This window comes from Cognatilysobacter segetis, from assembly GCF_004359965.1.
In the GTDB taxonomy this organism is placed as follows: domain Bacteria; phylum Pseudomonadota; class Gammaproteobacteria; order Xanthomonadales; family Xanthomonadaceae; genus Cognatilysobacter; species Cognatilysobacter segetis.
The window spans coordinates 42,362-60,229 of sequence record NZ_SMRQ01000017.1 but is presented as its reverse complement, the minus strand read 5'-3'; the positions used below and the strand labels follow the sequence as shown (position 1 = coordinate 60,229).

Genomic DNA, 17,868 nt, shown 5'->3' with positions numbered 1-17,868 from the left:
GCGCCGGTGCGCATCAGGTGCGCGGCCGCGGAATCGGCGATGAGCGTGGGGACGATGCCGTCCTGCTGCAGCTCCCAGACCGTCAGGCGCGCGCCCTGCAGCCATGGCCGCGTCTCGCCCGCGTAGACCTTGTCGATGCGCCCCTGCGCGACACCGGCGCGGATCACGCCGAGCGCGGTGCCGAAGCCGGCCGTCGCGAGCGAACCGGTATTGCAGTGCGTCAGCACCCGGCTTCCCGGTTCGATCATCGCGGCGCCGAGCGCGCCCATGCGGCGATTGGCGGCGAGGTCCTCGGTGGCAATGGCATTCGCCTCGCGGTCGAGCGCGACGCGCCAGGCGTCGCCGGCGTCAAGCAGCGCGCGGCGCATGCGCGCCAGCGCCCAGGCCAGATTCACCGCGGTGGGACGCGCGGCATTCAGCGTGGCGAGCGCGGGTTCGAGACGCTCGAGGGCCTCCCGGCCGTTCGATGCCTCGACGTCGCGCGCCGCCAGCACCGCGCCCCACGCGGCGGCGATGCCGATCGCGGGCGCGCCGCGCACGGTGAGGTTGGCGATGGCCTCGGCGACCGCGCGGACGTCGCCGCAATGCACGTACTCCACCGCGAACGGCAGCTTGCGCTGGTCGAGAAGTTCGAGGGCGTCGCCTGTCCAGCGGATCGGACGGACGCGGTCGTAGCGGTCGAAATCGAAGTCGGCTTCCATGCCGTCATTCTACGGGCGGCGCGATGCGCTGCCGGTGCACGTCACCAGCGGCTGTCCGCCCAGGGGCCGCCGGTTTCGAACTCGGCGCGACAGCCCTGGTCGACCCAGACCTGCCCGCGCGCGACGCCCCAGCTGCGTCCGGCGACGCATTCGGCGCGCGAGAGCTGCCGCACCAGCCGCACGCCGCCGCGACCGACCGAGCCGCAGCTGCGCGGCTTGCCGTCCTCGGATTCGCATCGAAAACGCGTCGGCTCGGCCGGCACCGAATAGGTGTCGCGATCGCCCACGCGGAACTCGGCCCGGCAACCGCCGTTGACCCAGATGCCGCTGTGGTCGGTGCCCCATGATTGCCCTCGGATGCACTGGCTGCGCGATACCTGACGCACGAGCTCGACGCCGCCGCGCGTGTCGGCGCTGCAATGCTTCCAGCGTCCGTCCTCCGACCCGCAGCGCAACGTGCGCCCGAGCGGCCCACCGTTGCCGAAGCCGTAGCCCGAGCCGTAGCCGCGGCGGCCATCGCTGGAAAAGGCGAGGAACTCGGCGCGGCAGCCCTGCGTCACCCAGATCGAGCGGCGCATGCGACCCCACGAACGCCCTTCGACGCAGGACGCCTGCGAGAGCTGCCGCAGAAGGCGCGCGCCGCCGGTCGCATCCACCGGGCATTCGCGGGTCTTGCCGTCGACGGACTCGCAGCGGATAACGCGACCGTCGGGCGGCGAGTCCCCTGCCGCCCGCGCACCCTGCGCGACGCCGAGCAACATCACCACGCCTGCCACGAACGGTGCCGTACGCATCGAAAGCCCCCTTCCTTCCCGAACCGGTTGCACACCGACTGTAGCGCCGGCAGGTGAATGCGAGCGGTCTGGCCGGGCCGGGCGACGGGCCTGTTCAGCGATCGTCATGCGCGGGCGAAATCGAACGCCAGGACGTCCGCGATTCGGGGCGTGCCGAGCATCGCCATCAGCAAGCGGTCCACACCGAGCGCGACGCCCGCGCAGGCCGGCAGGCCCGCGTCGAGCGCCGCGATCAGCGCCTCGTCGGCGGGAACCGCCCCATCCCCGCGTGCGGCGCGCCGCTCGCCGTCGGCGGCGAAGCGGGCCGCCTGCTCCGTCGCGTCGAGCAGCTCGTGGTAGCCGTTCGCCAGTTCAAGCGGGCCGAGGTAGAGCTCGAACCGTTCGGCGACCGGCGGATCGCCGTCGCGGACGCGCGCGAGCGCGCACTGCGATGCGGGGTAGTCGTGCACCACGTGGATGGTGTCGTCGCGGAACGTCGGCTGGATCCGGTGGGTCATGAGCAGGTCCAGCCAGTCGTCGCGGGTCAGGCCGGACGGATCGATGCGCACGTCGCCGAGCGCGCGCCTGAGCGACTCGTCGTCGGCGCGATGCGGGTCGATGCCGACGTGCGAAAGATAGAGCGCGCCGTAGGTCGTCTCGACCACGTTCGCGCTGCGCCCCACCAGCGCCAGGCAGCTCTCCACCAGCTCGGCCACTTCGCGCGCGAGCACGGCGTGGTCGATGCCCGTGCGATACCACTCGAGCATCGTGAACTCGGGGTTGTGGCGGCCACCCGCTTCGCCGTCGCGGAATACGCGCCCGAGCTCGTAGCAGTCGCCTACGCCCGCCGCGAGCAGGCGTTTCAGCGCGAACTCCGGCGACGTGCGCAGCCAGCGCGTGCGCGGGGCACCGTCGGTGCGGCCGCCGAACTCGACGTGGAAGGACGCGATGTTCGGATCGGTATTGCCCGCGCGCGACAGGATCGGCGTCTCGACTTCGAGCACGCCCCGTTCGGCCATGAACTCCCGCATGCGCCGGTTGAGGGACGCCCGCAGCCGCAGCGCTTCGGACGAAGCCGACGGGGGCCAGCGCGACGCCGCGTCGCTCACGCGTCGTGCCCGGCGAGGAACGCGAGCAGCCGCGCCTCGTCCCAGATGTCGACGCCCAGCGCCTGCGCCTTCTCCAGCTTGGAACCCGCGGCCTCGCCGGCGACGACGAAGCCGGTCTTCTTGGACACGCTGCCCGACACCTTCGCGCCCAGCGCTTCAAGGCGCTCACCGGCCTGTTCGCGCGTCATCGACGCGAGCGATCCGGTGAGCACGACCGTGACGCCCTCGAGCGGTCCGGTCGCGGCGGCGTCCGATACGGGCAGCGCGGCGAGGAGTGCGGCGCCCGCCTCCAACGTGCTCCGCAGGAGCCGGCCGTGGCCGTGCACCGACCGCCACTCGACGAGCGATTCGGCGACCGCCTGAGGCACGCCCGCCGCCACGAGTGTGCCGGTATCCGCGCCGGCGACGTCGACATCCGCGGTGCCGATCTGCTCCGCGCGCAGCCGCGTCACCTTCGGAATCTCGAGGCTGACCAGCAACGTCGCGACGTCGAGCTGCTCGCGCAGGCGTGGCGACGGCGCGTGCTCGTCCGACGGCGAGACGCCGCGTTCGAGAAGCGCATCGATCACCGCCTGGTTGCCCGGCTGGTCGAAGAAATGGCCGAGCGAGCGCGCGACCTCCCCGCCCACGTCGGGCACCAGCTTGAACAGCGGCCACGGCAGCCGGCGCACGGTGTCGAGCGAGCCGAACCAGGCGGCCAGCGCCTTCGCGGTGCTCTCCCCCACGTGCGCGATGCCGAGCGCGAACAGCAGCCGTTCGAGCGTCGTGCGACGGCTGCGGTCGATCGACGCCAGCAGGTTCTCCGCCCATCGCGTCGCCACCTTGCCGCGCGGCTTGGTGTCCACCGCCTCGACCGGCGCTTCCCGCGCGTCGACCTGCCGCTTCATCGCGAGCAGATCGTCCAGCGTCAGTGCGTAGAGGTCGCCCAGTTCGCGCACGTAGCCGAGGTCGCAGAGATCCTCGATGAGGCGATCGCCGAGGCCCTCGATGTCCATCGCGCGCCGCGAGGCGAAATGGCGCACGGCCTCCTTGCGTTGCGCCGCGCAGGCGAGCCCGCCCGAACAGCGCCAGACGGCCTCGCCTCCCTCGCGCACGATCTCGGACCCGCAGACGGGACACGTACCCGGCATCGTCCAGGGCGTCGCACCTGCCGGCCGCTCGGCCTCGACCACCCGAACGATCTCGGGAATCACGTCGCCCGCGCGACGGACGATGACCGTGTCGCCGATGCGCACGTCGAGCCGCGCGATCTGGTCGGCGTTGTGCAGCGTCGCGTTGGTCACGACGACGCCGGCGACCTGCACGGGCCGCAACCGCGCGACAGGCGTCGCCGCGCCGGTACGACCGATCTGTATGTCGATCGCCTCGAGCACGGTCGACTGTTCCTGCGCGGGGAACTTGTGCGCGATCGCCCAGCGCGGCGCACGCGAGACGAAGCCCATCTCGCGCTGCAGCGCGTAGTCGTCGAGCTTGTACACGACGCCGTCGATGTCGAACGGCAGCTGCGCGCGTCGCGCCCCGATGGCGCGGTAATAGCCCAGCAGGCCCTCGACGCCGCGCACGACGTCGTTTTCCACGCTGACCGGAAAACCCCACTCGCGCAGGCGTGCCAGCGTGGCCGAATGCGTGGCCGGCAGATCGCCGCCTTCCACCGCGCCGATCGCGTACGCGTAGAACGCGAGCGGGCGCTGCGCGGTGATGCGCGGGTCGAGTTGGCGCAACGACCCGGCTGCGCCGTTGCGAGGGTTCGCCAGCGGCCGGCCGCCCTCGGCGAGCACGCGAGCGTTGTACTCGTTGAACGCAGCGACGGGCATGAACACCTCGCCGCGAACGTCGAGCACGTCGGGCCAGCCGCGGCCGAGCAGCCGGAGCGGGATCGTGCGGATCGTGCGGATGTTGGCGGTGACGTCCTCGCCCGTCGTACCGTCGCCGCGGGTCGCCGCCACCGCCAGCCGACCGCCTTCGTAGCGAAGACTGACGGCCAGGCCGTCCAGTTTCGGTTCCACGGAAAACGCAGGTGCGCGGATGTCGAGCGTCTGCTCGATGCGGCGCTCGAAGTCGGCCACTTCCTCGTCGGTGAACGCGTTGGCGAGCGACAGCATGGGCACCGAATGCCGCACCTGCGCGAACGCGCCGGCAGGCACCGCGCCGACCCGCCGGGTCGGCGAATCCTCGGTGGCCAGCTCCGGATGCGCCGACTCCAGTGCCTCGAGTTCACGCATCAGCTGGTCGTAGTCGGCGTCCGGAATCGAGGGATCGTCGAGTACGTAATAGCGGTGGTTGGCCTCGGCGATGAGGCGTCGCAGCGTCTCGACGCGGGCGGCGGCTCGGGTCATGCGGTCAGCGTGCCGCCTTGGAGCGCTGGGCGAGCCAGTCGTGGATGCCCTGCGGGATGTCGCGCTGCGCGCGGCCGGATACGTAGATGCCGATGTGGCCGCCGCGGAACGAAACCTCGCTGTAGTCGTCGCTGCCGATGAGGCCCCGCAACGGCCTGGATGCGGACGGCGGCACGAGGTGGTCCTGCTCCGCGAAGATGTTGAGTACCGGCATGTCGATCGCGCGCAGGTTCACGTCGCGCTCGCCGATCCGCACGCCGCCCTCGACGAGGCCGTTGCGCTGGTAGAACTGCTTGATGAACTGGCGGAAGGCCTCGCCCGCGAGATCGGGCGAATCGAAGATCCACGTCTCCATGCGCAGGAAGTCCTCGAGCGCGCGCTTGTCCTCGAGGATGTCGACCAAGCCGACGTACTTCTGCACCAGCAGGCGGTACGGCTTCAACGTCAGGTAGCACCAGTTCATGACGTCGGCCGGTACGTTGCCGAGCGTGTCGACCATCAGGTCGACGTCCAGCTGCCGCGCCCAGCCGGCCAGCATGTTGTCCGGCGTGTGGAAGTCCACCGGCGTCACCATCGTGACCAGGTTGCGCACCTTGCGCGGGTTGAGTGCCGCGTAGCACAGCGAGAACACGCCGCCCTGGCAGATGCCGAGCAGGTTCACCGCATCGACGCCGTGCGTCCGGCGCAGGTGGTCGACCGCGCCGCCGAGGAAGCGCTGGATGTAGTCCTCGAGCTCGAGATAGCGATCCGACCGGTCCGGATACCCCCAGTCGATGATGTACACGTCCTGCCCGCGCTCGAGCAGGCCGCGCACGATCGACTTGTCGCTCTGCAGGTCCACCATGTACGGACGATTGACCAGCGCGTACGCGATCAGCAGCGGCACCGTCTCCGTGGGCTCGACGCCCTCGCGCCGGAACCGGTAGAGCGCGACCTTGCCATCGCGCCACACTTCCTCGCGCTCGCTCGCGCCGATCTCGACGGGGTCCAGCGAGGCGAGCGTCTCGACGCCCTTGCGCAGGCGCGTCTGCACCTGCAGCGCTTCGCGCGCGAGCGCGTCGAAACCGATGTCGATCGGCGATCCGTGCTTCGGGTCCATCAGCGTTTACCGGTCTTGCGGGTCGAGGATTTGGCGGCGGCCGGCTTGGCCGATGCGGCGGGCTCCGGCCGCGGCGCGTCGCGCGGAGGCTCCGACAGCGCGTCGACCTGCGCACGCAGTCGCGCGAGCTCGCGCTCGAGCATCGCGATGCGACGATGGGCGGCGTCCACTTCCGCGCGACCGGGAATGCCCCACTGGCCAGTGGTCAGCTCGACTTCCTTCTGCATGGCGGCGCGCAGCCGCATCTGTGCGTTGACGTACTCGCCGAACGCCGACTGGAAACGCTCGCCAAGCGCGATATCGGCGTAGGCATCCTCGGCGGCGTCGATCCAGAGGTCGAACAGGGCACGCGCACTCTCGACCGGCTTGCCTTCGCCGGAACGGCGCGTCAGCAGCGATTCGAAGCGGGTGAACGCGTCCTGCCCCGCTTCGGCGACGACGCCGCCGAACGCCTGTGCGGCGGTCTGGAAGTCGGCGGCCGCCTTCGCGAATGCCTGCGCGCGTTCCTGGTGCTCGCGCGTGTAGCCGAAGGCGGGCATGTCGAACGGACCGCGCGCCCCTGCAACGCCGGGCGGCATGAACGAGGACGGCATGAAGGCGCCGGCCGCGACGGCCTGCGCGAACGGGTTGTCGCCCAGCATCGTGCGCCAGGCCCGCGCGATGTCCGCCGGCTGCGCGGGTTCGCCGCCGAACTGCGCGGCGAGCTGCTGCATCTGCGCCATCCACTGCTGGGCGAGCGCGGTGGGGTCGAAGCCCTGCGGAGCGGCCGGCGCCGCGGGCTTCCACCACGCGAACGGGTCGGGCGCTGCGGCCGGTGCCGCCGGCGAAAACGCCGCGAACCACTGGCGGCCGAGGCGCTCGAACTGGGCGGGATCGAACGCGGGAAATCCGAAGCCCGAGGCTCCGAACGGCGATGTCGACATGGGGAATCCTCCGATCGGACGCCGATGATAACGAAGCCGGGTTTGCGCCCGGTCAGGGCTTGGGGATGCGCAGCGTCTTGCTGATCATCAGCGAGCCGGAGATGGCGAACAGCAGCACGAGCGGATGCAGCTGCCACGGTCCCAGGCGCACGACGCCGAGCCAGACGTCCGGCCCCAGCGCGCCCTGCACGGCCGCGACCGCCAGCACGATCACCAGCACCAGGCTGGTGGGAATCGGCGTGCCCTCGAAGTACGGCACCTTGTCGCCGTCGCCGGCCAGCTGCTCGGCCGTGACGTTGTAGCGGGCGAGTCGACTGACGCCGCAGCCGACGAAATAGCTCAGCACGATCCAGTCCCAGCCGCCCTGGAGGCCGCAGGCGTAGGCCAGCGACGCCGGCGCCACGCCGAACGAGATCACGTCGGCCAGCGAATCGAGTTCGCGGCCGAGGGTTGACGCCGACTTGCGCCAGCGCGCCACGCGGCCGTCCAGCGCGTCGAAGATGAAGGCCAGCGGTATGAGTGCCATGCCCGTCAGCAGGTCGCGCACCACGCCCTCCTGCAGGAATCGCATCGCGGCGAAGATCGCGCCGGTGCCGCAGAACGCGTTGGCGAGCGTGAACCAGTCCGCCAGATGGAAGTCGCGGAGCATCGAGAAATGGCGCTTCATGGCGGGTCCCGTCGGCAGGTCGTGTCGAGCCTGCCAAACAAAGTGTGACGCCCGCAACAGCGGGTTCACAAAGGCAAGCGGCGCTTGCCGCGCGCCGCCGCGATGCCCGTGATGCGGATCGCGGTTCCCGCGTCGGCCCGTTCCTATAGTGCGTGCACTGGAGGGGGATCCAGAGGAAGGAAATGAAGCGTTCGATGTATGTGGCGCGGCTCGCCCGCGCCACGCGGCGCGGTGCGTTCTGGACCGTCTCCCGCCGTGCGCCGGCCGCAGCGCCCACCCTCGTGCAGAAATACGGGGACGGCCAGCGGATCCGCAGCCAACCGTTCGAGCGCAGCGTCGAGCCGGATGCCGACACGCGCGCGGCGTCCATCCTGCCCGACACGCTGACCCTCGCCCGGGCGCCGTTCGCGGTGCGCATGCTGCGCAACCTCTCGTTCGGGCCGACGCCCGCGAGCCTCGCCGAGTTCCAGGGCCTCGGCTCGACCGACGTGCAGCGCCTGGCGAACTGGGTCGACTGGCAGCTCGATTACGCGTCCATCGAAGACAGCGCGGTCGACGCGCGCCTCGCCCGGGGGGGCTACACCACGCTCGGCAAGTCCCTGCAGCAGCTCTGGGCGGACCACGTGGTGCCGAATCCCGACTGGGACGTGCGCATGCGTCCCGCGCTCGAGATGCAGCGCGCCGCCTTCGTGCGCGCCACCTCCTCGCGACGCCAGCTGCTGGAGATGGCGGTCGACTTCTGGCACGACCATTTCAGCGTCAACGGCTACGACTACGAAGGCGGCCCGGTGTCGCCGCACTTCGATCGCGACGTGATCCGTCGCCACGCGTTCGGCAACTTCCGCGCGATGCTCGAGGACGTCGCGAAGAGCCCGACGATGCTGTTCTTCCTCGACAACTACACGAACACGAAGGCCGGCCAGAACGAGAACTGGGCACGCGAGCTCATGGAGCTGCACACGCTCGGCACGGCGAACTACTACGGCTTCCAGGATCCCGCCACGCTGCCGCGCGACCCGGCCGATGCCTCGTATCCCGCCGGCTACACCGACATCGACGTGTACGAAGTCGCCGCGGCGTTCACCGGGTGGACGCTGAAGTACGGCAACTGGCAGTACCCGAACGAGAACGACGGCACGTTCGTCTACCGGGCCGCATGGCACGACGCGAATCCGAAGACCGTCCTCGGCAAGCAGCTCTTCCCCGAGCAGCCCGACATGAAGGACGGTCGCGACGTGCTCGACCGCCTCGCATCGCACCCCGCGACCGCGCGGCACATCTGCGCGAAGCTGATCCGGCGTTTCATCAACGACGCGCCCGCGCCGTCGCTGGTCTGGAGCGCGGCCGCCGTGTTCCGCGACCGCTGGCAGGCGCCCGACCAGATGGTGCACGTGCTGCGCCACATCCTGAACTCCACGGAGATGTTCAACGCCTGGGGCAACAAGTCGCGCAAGCCGTTCACCGCGGTCGTCGCCGCGATGCGCGCGGGCGGTTCGGACTGGACGCTCGCAACATCGGGCGAGCGCAGCGACGAGTTCGCGTGGCGCTTCGGCTTCACCGGCCACACCCCCTTCGGCTGGCCGGCGCCGAACGGTTATCCGGACGTCATGAGCCCGTGGTCCGGCTCCAACAGCTACGGCCAGACGTGGAAGATGCTCGACTGGCTCACGGACACCACCGATGGGGGCTTCCCGCTCATTCCGGTGCTGCAGGTGACGCGCGCCAACGTGTCGAGGTGGACGCCGGAGAATCTCGTCGACTACTGGTGCAAACGCCTGCTCGGCTACGCACCCGATTCCGCGCGCCGCCAGGCGCTGGTGAAGTTCCTCGCACAGAACGGCGACCCGGCCAGCTTCGTGCTCAACGACGACGAGGTGTGGTCCGGCAACGACCTCAGGAAGCACTACAACCAGTCGCGACTGAAGAGCACGGTCTCGCTGATCCTGCTCTCGCCCGAATTCCTGAGCCGCTGAGGACGCCGACATGCATACCCCCCGCTTCACCCGTCGACAGTTCCTCAAGGGCGCCTGCGCAACCGCAGCCGCCGGTGCCGTCGGCCCGCGCCTGCTCTTCGGATCGGATGCGCGCGCGGCCGCGAGCGACGGCGACGTGGTCGTCGTGCTGTTCCTGCGCGGCGCAATGGACGGGCTCAACTTCGTCGTCCCGATGGGCAGCAGCGATCGCGCCTATTACGAGTCGGTGCGACCCTCGCTCAACATCGCCGCGAGCGGCACGTACGGCGCGCTGCCGCTCACGTATTCCGACGGCAGCGCCAGCGACTTCGGCCTGCATCCGTCGGCGACCGGGCTGCGCGACCTGTGGAATGCCGGTCGCGTCGCCATCGTGCACGCGGCGGGCCTGACGACCTCCGCATCGCGAAGCCATTTCGACGCGCAGATGGCCATCGAGCAGGGCGCCGCACGCGGCCTCAACAGCGGGTGGATGGCGCGCGCCATCGCCACGCAATCGGGCACGGACGCCGCCGCGATGGCCGCGCTCGCCTGCATGTCGCGCGAGCCGGCGTCGCTGAATGGCACGACGCGCGCGATCACGATGGAAAGCCCGTCGGACTTCCAGCTCAACGGCGGCGCCTGGGCCTGGATGAAGACGCGCAGCGACTCGCCCGCCGGGCTCGTGGGCATGCAGGAAACACTGAAGCAGCTCTGGGGCGGCGAAACCGGCCTCGAGACGTCCGGCGCACTGGCCGAGCGGGCGCTGCGCGTCGTCGCGACGCAGCCCTATGCGCCGCCGCCGGCCGCGTGGCCGACGTCGACAATCGCGCGCGAGCTGTGGACCGTCGCGCAGTCGATCCGCTTCGGCGTCGGGCTGCGTTACGCCGCCGTCGATCTCGGCGGCTGGGACACGCACGACGGCCAGGGAACGGCGGGTGCGGGTTATCACTACTACCAGAACAAGATCGCCGAACTCTCGCAGGCGCTGTCGGCGTTCCAGGCCGAGCTCGAGGCGAGCGGCGTGGCGACGCGGGTGACGACGGTCGTGCAGTCCGAATTCGGACGCCGCATCCGCCAGAACGCCGCAGGCGGCACCGACCACGGGTGCGGCAACCCCATGCTCGTCATGGGCGGCGCCGTGAACGGTCGACGCTTCTACGGCCAGTGGCCCGGCCTCACGGACGCCGTCATCGCGTCCGCGAACGGCGACCTGCCGGTCACGACCGACTACCGTCGCGTGCTCTCCGAAATCCTCGTCCGCCGGATGCGCAATTCGAACCTGTCGACGATCTTCCCGGGCTACGCGGCGTACGCCCCGCTCGGACTCGTGCAGGGTACGGACATGGCCGCGGCGTCGCAGGCGTCCGTCGGTGCGTACAGCATGGCGACCGCGGCCCCGGTGCAGAGCGCCCAGGACCTCGCCATCGAGGCAGGCCTGCGCGCGCGCGGCGGTTCGGTGCGCGACCGGATCCTACGGCGCGTGTTCTAGCGTCCCGCGTGGCGCGAAAGCTCGACGTGCATCGCGCACCCGCGCCGCAGAACGCGAAATGGCGGGCCGAAGCCCGCCTTTCGCGAATCGCCGGATGCCGCGCCGATTACTCGGCGGGGGCGCCCTCGCCTTCCTCGACGGCCTTCATCGACAGGCGGATGCGGCCCTGCTTGTCGACTTCCAGCACCTTGACCTTCACCACGTCGCCTTCCTTCAGCTTGTCCGAAACCTTCTCGACGCGCTCGTTGGAGATCTGCGAGACGTGCACCAGGCCGTCCTTGCCCGGCAGGATGGTCACGAACGCACCGAAGTCCATGATCTTGGCGACCTTGCCTTCGTAGATGCGGCCCGGCTCGACGTCGGAGACGATCTGGTCGATGCGCGCCTTGGCAGCCTGCGCGGCGGCGGCGTTGACCGAGGCGATGACGATCGTGCCGTCGTCCTGGATGTCGATCTGCGTGCCGGTCTCCTTGGTGATCGCCTGGATGGTCGCGCCACCCTTGCCGATCACTTCGCGGATCTTGTCCGGGTGGATCTTCATCGTGAGCAGGCGCGGCGCGTACTCGGACAGCTCCGAGCGCGGCGTCGTCAGCGCGCTGGCCATCTCGCCGAGGATGTGGAGACGGCCCTGCTTCGCCTGCGCGAGCGCGACCTTCATGATCTCCTCGGTGATGCCATGGATCTTGATGTCCATCTGCAGCGCGGTGATGCCTTCCGCGGTGCCGGCCACCTTGAAGTCCATGTCGCCGAGGTGGTCCTCGTCACCGAGGATGTCGGACAGGACCGCGAAGTCGTCGCCTTCCTTGATCAGGCCCATCGCGATGCCCGCGACCGGCGCCTTGATCGGAACGCCCGCGTCCATCAGCGCCAGCGACGAACCGCAGACCGACGCCATCGACGAGGAGCCGTTCGACTCGGTGATCTCCGACACGACGCGGATGGTGTACGGGAACTCCTCCATCGTCGGCATGACGGCGAGGATGCCGCGCTTGGCGAGGCGGCCGTGGCCGATCTCGCGACGCTTCGGGCCCATCATGCGGCCGGTCTCGCCCACCGAGTACGGCGGGACGTTGTAGTGAAACAGGAAGTGTTCCTTGTACTCGCCCGAGACGGCGTCGATGATCTGGCCATCGCGCGCGGTGCCGAGCGTCGCGACCACGAGCGCCTGCGTTTCGCCGCGGGTGAACAGCGCCGAGCCGTGCGTACGCGGCAGCACGCCCACCTTCGAGGTGATCGGGCGGACGGTGGTCAGGTCACGGCCGTCGATGCGCTTGCGCGTGCGCAGCACCGACTGGCGCATCGTCTGGTATTCCTGCTCGCCGAATTCCTTCGAGACGTCGTTCGGATTCCAGCCGTGCGTTTCGACGTGCGGCTGCAGCATCTCCATCGCGGCCTTCTTCAGCGTCTGGATCGACGTGCGGCGTTCGGCCTTGTTGACGATCTGGTACGCGGCACCGAGGCGATCACCGATCGCATTGCGCAGCGCGTCGATCATCGACTCGTTCTTCGACGGCGCTTCCCAGTTCCACGACTGGGTGCCGGCTTCGGCGACGAGCTCGTTGATCGCATTGATCGCGACCTGCGAGGCCTGGTGGCCGAACATCACGGCGCCGAGCATCACGTCTTCCGACAGCACGTCGGCTTCCGACTCGACCATCAGCACGGCGTCCTTCGTACCGGCGACGACGAGCTCGAGCTGCGATTCCTTCAGCTGGGAGGCGGTCGGGTTCAGCACGTACTGGCCGTTGATGTAGCCGACCTTCGCGGCGCCGATCGGGCCCTGGAACGGCGCACCGGTCAGCGCCATCGCGGCGGACGCGCCGAGCAGCGCCGGGATGTCGCCGTCGACTTCCGGATTCATCGAGACGACGGTCGCGATGATCTGCACTTCGTTCTTGAAATCTTCGGGGAACAGCGGGCGGATCGGACGGTCGATGAGGCGCGAGATCAGCGTCTCCTTCTCCGTCGCGCGGCCTTCGCGCTTGAAGAACCCGCCCGGAATGCGGCCACCGGCGTAGAAACGCTCCTGGTAGTCGACCGTGAGCGGGAAGAAGTCCTGGCCTTCACGTGCCGTCTTGGCCGCGACGGCCGAAACGAGCACCACGGTGTCGTCCATCTTCACGAGGACCGCGCCGCCTGCCTGGCGTGCGATTTCGCCGGTCTCCAGCGTGACCTGGTGGGCGCCGTACTGGAAGGTCTTGGTAATTTTCGCCACGTTGTGTGATCCCTTGTGTCGCTTGGTTTCGTCCGGGGCCCCTGCCCCGGCCGGTGCTTCTGCATGTCCCAAAACAAACCGCGGCGCATCACTGCGCCGCGGTCGGTGTCTCGCTTAGCGGCGCAGACCGAGCTTCTCGATCAGGGCCTTGTAGCGCTCGTTGTCTTTCCGCTTCAGGTAGTCCAGCAGGCTGCGACGGCGGTTGACCATCTGCAGCAGGCCACGACGCGAATGGTGGTCCTGCTTGTGCAGCTTGAAGTGCTCGGACAGCTGCTCGATGCGGGCGGTGAGCAGGGCGACCTGGACTTCCGGCGAACCGGTGTCGTTGGCGCCGCGCGCGTGTTCGGTGATGACCTTTGCGGTATCGATCGACATCTTGTTTCCTTGGAGACGCGGACCCTGCAGACGCATTCGGCGACGGAAAGACTTCCGGGCCGACGCACCGCCTGGGCCGTCGGTTGATGATGAGGGGTGCCCGAAGGCGCGCATATTGTAGCCGCCGGGGGTCGGCCCCAACAAGGCGGACAGTGGCACCGGCCGCTAGGCGGCGTCGGCCGCCCAGTTGAAGAGACGTTGCGGTTTCAGCATGCCGTCCAGCGGCGCCGCGAGACCCAGCAGCCGTCCGTCCGGGCCACGCACGACCATGAGATCACTGCCGCCGTGGCTGCCGGCGCTGGACGGGCGCGCGGCTGGAGCCGGGCTCGCGGCCGCTTCGGACGGATCCGGTACCGTCTGGCCGTGCCCGAAGCGGCGGGCCGCGGTGTCGTCAAGCAGGCGTTGCGGAAAGCCCGCCAGGCCCACGTCGATCGGCAACAGGCGACTGTCGAGCGCGCCTGCATCGGCCGCCTGCAGGTCCGCCAGCGTATGCATGACGGGTGCGCCGAACGGTTCCACCCAAAGCCGGCGCAGTTCGGCGACGTGCGCACCGCAGCCCAGCGCCTCACCGAGGTCGCGCACCAGGCTGCGCACGTACGTGCCCGATCCGCATTCGACGTACAGCCTCAGCCAGCCCTCGCCGCGCTCCACGACTCGAAAGACGTCCACGTCGACGTCGCGTTCCGGCGCGTCCACTGCCTCGCCTCGCCGCGCCTTCGCGTAGAGCGCCTCGCCGCCCTGCTTGAGCGCCGAGTAGATGGGCGCGCGCTGGCGAATCCGCCCCAGGAACCTCGCAAGGGCAGCATCGAGCGCCACGGGGTCCAGCACCGGCACCGGCCGCTCGCGCAGTACGCTGCCGTCGGCGTCGTCGGTATCCGTGGTGATGCCCAGTCGGGCAACGGTTTCGTAGCCCTTGCGCGACCCGAGCAGCAGGCCCGCGATCTTCGTCGCCTCGCCGAAGCAGACCGGCAGCAGGCCGGTCGCCAGCGGATCGAGGCTGCCGGTGTGTCCGGCCTTCTCGGCGCGGAACAGGTGACGGACGCGCTGGAGCGCCTGGTTCGAGCTCATGCCCGACGGCTTGTCGAGCAGCAGGATGCCGTCGAGCCGACGGAACCGCGTCTTGCCGTTCACCGGTCGGGGATCAGGCGTCGCGCGCGGGGGACGTATCGCCCTCCGCTGCGTCGTCGATCGGCGGATTCGCCTGCAGCAGCTGGTCGATGCGCTCGCCGCGATCGAAGGATGCGTCGTAGTGGAAATGCAGTTCCGGCACGTGGCGCAACTTCATCGCACGCCCGAGTTCGTAGCGGATCTGCTTCGCCACGTCCTTCAGGCCCTTCATCGCTTCGTCCGCGCGCTCGGGCTGGAGCGCGGTCACGAAGACCTTCGCGTGGGCCATGTCCCGCGTGACTTCAACGTCCGACACGCTGACCGACGGCAGTCCGCGTTCGCGGACGGCCTCGTGTACCAGCGTGCCCAGCTCGCGACGGAGCTGGGCGGCCACGCGGTCGGTGCGATGGAAGCTCTTGGACGGCATCAGAGCGTGCGCTGGACTTCGATGCGCTCGAAGCACTCGATCTGGTCACCGGGCTTGACGTCGTTGTACGCCTTGACGCCGATGCCGCACTCCGTGCCGTTGCGCACTTCGTCCACGTTCTCCTTGAAGCGACGCAGCGATTCCAGCTCGCCTTCGAAGATGACCGTCTGCTGGCGCAACACGCGGATCGGCTTGCCGCGACGGATGACGCCCTCGATGACCATGCAGCCGGCGACCGCGCCGAACTTCGACGAGCGGAACACGTCGCGAACCTCGGCGGTACCGATGATCTCCTCGCGGATTTCCTTGCCGAGCACGCCCGACGCGATCTGCTTCACCTGGTCGATGACGTCGTAGATGATCGAGAAGTAGCGCAGGTCCACGCCCTGGTTCTCGATGACCTTGCGCGCCGTCGCGTCCGCACGCACGTTGAAGCCGATGATCGTGGCCTTCGACGTCGCCGCGAGCTGGGCATCCGACTCGGTGATACCGCCCACGCCCGAGCCGATCACGTTGATGCGGATCTGGTCGTTCGACAGGCCGGTCAGCGCGTCGCGGAGTGCCTGGACGGAGCCCTGCACGTCCGCCTTGACGACGAGGTTGAGCGTGAGCTGGCCGGCGCCCTCGCCCATCTGGGCGAGGATGTCCTCCATGCGGTTGCCGCCCTGTGCCACGAGGCGATGCTCGCGGCGCTTGGTATCGCGCTGCTGTGCAACGTCCTTGGCGAGACGCTCGTCCTCGACGACGACGAGGTCGTCGCCCGCGTCAGGCACGCCCGACAGGCCGAGCACCTGCACCGGGATCGACGGTCCCGCCGACTGCACCTGCTGTCCGTTCTCGTCGAACAGCGCGCGAACGCGGCCGTACTGCACGCCGCAGACGACATAGTCGCCCTTCTGCAGTTCGCCCTGCTGCACGAGCACCGTCGCGACCGGGCCACGGCCCTTGTCGAGCGACGACTCGATGACGACGCCCGTCGCGCGGCCAGTCGGCACGGCGCGCAGCTCGAGCACTTCGGCCTGCAGCGCCAGCGCGTCGAGCAGTTCGTCGACGCCCGCGCCGGTCTTGGCGGAAAGCTCGACCATCTGCGTGTCGCCGCCGAATTCCTCGGCCACGACGTCGTGCGCGAGCAGCTCGTTCTTCACGCGGCTCGGATCGGCATCGGACTTGTCGATCTTGTTGATCGCGACCACGAGCGGCACGCCCGCGGCTTTCGCGTGCTGCACGGCCTCGATGGTCTGCGGCATGACGCCGTCGTCGGCCGCGACCACCAGCACCACGACGTCGGTCAGCTTCGCGCCGCGGGCACGCATGGCGGAGAACGCCGCGTGGCCCGGGGTATCGAGGAAGCTGATGACGCCCCTCGGCGTCTCGACGTGGTACGCGCCGATATGCTGCGTGATGCCGCCCGCCTCGCCCGACGCGACCTTCGTGCGTCGGATGTAGTCGAGCAGCGAGGTCTTGCCGTGGTCGACGTGGCCCATGATCGTGACGACCGGCGGACGCGGGGCCTTCTCGCCCTGGCCTTCCTCGACGTGCGCGATCAGCAGGTCCTCGGCGGTGGTGTCACTGGCGCGGACCGCGGTATGGCCCAGCTCCTCGGTCACGAGCACGGCCGTGTCGTGGTCGACGGTCTGGTTGATCGTCGCCATCACGCCCATCTTGAAGAGCGCCTTGACGACGTCGCCGCCCTTCAGCGCCAGCTTCTGCGCGAGCTCGGCGACGGTGATCGTCTCGCCGATCGCGACTTCGCGCCGGACCGGTGCGGTCGGGCGCATGAAGCCCGAACCGGTGCGCGACTGGTCCAGCTGACGACGGCCGGCCGGCTTCGGCTTGCCGCGACCGCCTGCACCCCGGCGCGCGCGATCGGCCGCGCTCAGGTGCATCTGGCCCGCGAAGCGGCTGGCGCGATCGTCGTCCTCGACGCCGGCGACCATCGCGTGCGAACCGCGCGTCTTGTGCTTGGCATCGTGCGCCGGTGCGCGCGCCGGCTCCGCCGCGCGCGGCGCGGGGCGGCCATGGCCGCCCGCCGGCTTGCGGACCTCGGCATCGCCTTCCGCGGCTGCCTTGGCGATGCGCTCGGCTTCGAGGCGCGCCTGTTCGGCTTCGGCCGCTTCACGGCGGACGCGCTCGAGCTCCTCGGCGCGCTTGCGGTCGGACTCGGCCAGGCGCTGCTGCTCCTCGAGGTTGCGCTGACGCGACTCCTCGAGCTTGCGCAGGATCTCGCTGCGCTCGTCGGTCGGGCCACCGCCCGCCTCGTCCGAGCGCACCAGCGTGACCTTCTTGCGAACGACGACGTCGACCGTCGCCTTCGCCTTGCCGCCACCGCCCACGGTGATTTCCTGCTTCCGGGTGCGGTTGAGCGTGATCTTCTTCGGCGCGTCGGCTTCGGCCGCGGCCGTGTCGGCCTTGCCGTGCGCACGCTTCAGGAAGCCGAGCAGCTTCACCTTCTCGATGCTCGTCACCACCTGGTCGGGGCCACTGAACTTCATGCCGGCTTCCGCCAGCTGTTCCAGCAGCGTCTCGACCGGCGTGTTGACCAGCTCGGCAAGCTTGCGAATCGTGGTTTGCTGCGACATTCGGTTTCCGTGTTCTCGTGGCGCGGCCGGGGCCGGGCGTATCCATTGAATTCTAGCGCGGCCGGGGCGGGCGCCCCGCCGGTACCGCCAAGCGGCCGTCGGGCGCGCCGACGACC

General features: G+C 69.7%; 14 protein-coding genes. 2 read left to right on the top strand and 12 right to left on the bottom strand.

Going from position 1 to position 17,868, the window contains the following annotated elements:
* From E4F61_RS05695 to E4F61_RS05665, 7 genes are all read right to left on the bottom strand, one after another.
* On the bottom strand, positions 1 to 701 hold a 701-nt coding region (locus E4F61_RS05695), incomplete at its 3' end, for a s-methyl-5-thioribose-1-phosphate isomerase (RefSeq protein WP_133478705.1).
* Between the two features lie 41 nt (positions 702 to 742).
* Positions 743 to 1,495 (bottom strand): DUF3011 domain-containing protein, encoded by a 753-nt coding sequence (locus tag E4F61_RS05690; protein ID WP_162301416.1) that lies wholly within the window; start codon positions 1,493 to 1,495, stop codon positions 743 to 745.
* 104 nt (positions 1,496 to 1,599) lie between these two features.
* Positions 1,600 to 2,583 carry an EF-P lysine aminoacylase EpmA gene (gene epmA / locus E4F61_RS05685; protein WP_133478703.1) on the bottom strand — a complete coding sequence of 328 codons (984 nt, stop codon included), beginning with the start codon at positions 2,581 to 2,583 and terminating at the stop codon, positions 1,600 to 1,602.
* Positions 2,580 to 4,919, bottom strand: a complete 2,340-nt coding sequence (gene ligA, locus E4F61_RS05680) for an NAD-dependent DNA ligase LigA (protein ID WP_133478702.1) — start codon at positions 4,917 to 4,919, stop codon at positions 2,580 to 2,582. Before ligA ends, epmA begins: the two co-directional genes overlap by 4 nt.
* A 4-nt stretch (positions 4,920 to 4,923) precedes the next feature.
* Entirely contained in the window at positions 4,924 to 6,018 is a 1,095-nt protein-coding gene (locus tag E4F61_RS05675) for a class III poly(R)-hydroxyalkanoic acid synthase subunit PhaC (RefSeq protein ID WP_133478701.1), read from the bottom strand.
* Complete coding sequence (locus E4F61_RS05670; RefSeq protein WP_133478700.1) at positions 6,018 to 6,941, bottom strand: poly(R)-hydroxyalkanoic acid synthase subunit PhaE; 924 nt, start codon at positions 6,939 to 6,941, stop codon at positions 6,018 to 6,020. Before E4F61_RS05670 ends, E4F61_RS05675 begins: the two co-directional genes overlap by 1 nt.
* A gap of 52 nt (positions 6,942 to 6,993) precedes the next feature.
* Entirely contained in the window at positions 6,994 to 7,608 is a 615-nt protein-coding gene (locus E4F61_RS05665; RefSeq protein WP_133478699.1) for a CDP-alcohol phosphatidyltransferase family protein, read from the bottom strand.
* Positions 7,609 to 7,790: 182 nt separating this feature from the next.
* Here E4F61_RS05665 and E4F61_RS05660 point away from each other — a divergent pair, with 182 nt between their 5' ends.
* Both E4F61_RS05660 and E4F61_RS05655 read left to right on the top strand, forming a co-directional pair.
* The gene (locus E4F61_RS05660; RefSeq protein ID WP_133478698.1) at positions 7,791 to 9,581 is read left to right on the top strand and encodes a DUF1800 domain-containing protein; all 1,791 of its coding nucleotides are present in this window, start codon (positions 7,791 to 7,793) and stop codon (positions 9,579 to 9,581) included.
* Positions 9,582 to 9,591: 10 nt separating this feature from the next.
* Complete coding sequence (locus E4F61_RS05655) at positions 9,592 to 11,049, top strand: DUF1501 domain-containing protein (protein WP_133478697.1); 1,458 nt, start codon at positions 9,592 to 9,594, stop codon at positions 11,047 to 11,049.
* A gap of 106 nt (positions 11,050 to 11,155) precedes the next feature.
* Here the strand turns inward: E4F61_RS05655 and pnp are convergent, their stop codons facing one another.
* From pnp to infB, 5 genes are all read right to left on the bottom strand, one after another.
* Positions 11,156 to 13,264, bottom strand: coding sequence for a polyribonucleotide nucleotidyltransferase (gene pnp, locus E4F61_RS05650; protein WP_133478696.1), 2,109 nt, complete (start codon positions 13,262 to 13,264; stop codon positions 11,156 to 11,158).
* Between the two features lie 114 nt (positions 13,265 to 13,378).
* On the bottom strand, positions 13,379 to 13,639 hold the full coding sequence (gene rpsO / locus E4F61_RS05645) for a 30S ribosomal protein S15 (RefSeq protein WP_133478695.1): 261 nt from the start codon (positions 13,637 to 13,639) through the stop codon (positions 13,379 to 13,381).
* 165 nt (positions 13,640 to 13,804) lie between these two features.
* On the bottom strand, positions 13,805 to 14,770 hold the full coding sequence (gene truB, locus E4F61_RS05640; protein ID WP_133478694.1) for a tRNA pseudouridine(55) synthase TruB: 966 nt from the start codon (positions 14,768 to 14,770) through the stop codon (positions 13,805 to 13,807).
* A gap of 10 nt (positions 14,771 to 14,780) precedes the next feature.
* Positions 14,781 to 15,173 carry a 30S ribosome-binding factor RbfA gene (rbfA, locus tag E4F61_RS05635; protein WP_133478693.1) on the bottom strand — a complete coding sequence of 131 codons (393 nt, stop codon included), beginning with the start codon at positions 15,171 to 15,173 and terminating at the stop codon, positions 14,781 to 14,783.
* The gene (infB, locus tag E4F61_RS05630; RefSeq protein WP_133478692.1) at positions 15,173 to 17,752 is read right to left on the bottom strand and encodes a translation initiation factor IF-2; all 2,580 of its coding nucleotides are present in this window, start codon (positions 17,750 to 17,752) and stop codon (positions 15,173 to 15,175) included. The genes rbfA and infB overlap by 1 nt, the downstream gene beginning before the upstream one ends.
* Positions 17,753 to 17,868: the final 116 nt, after the last annotated feature.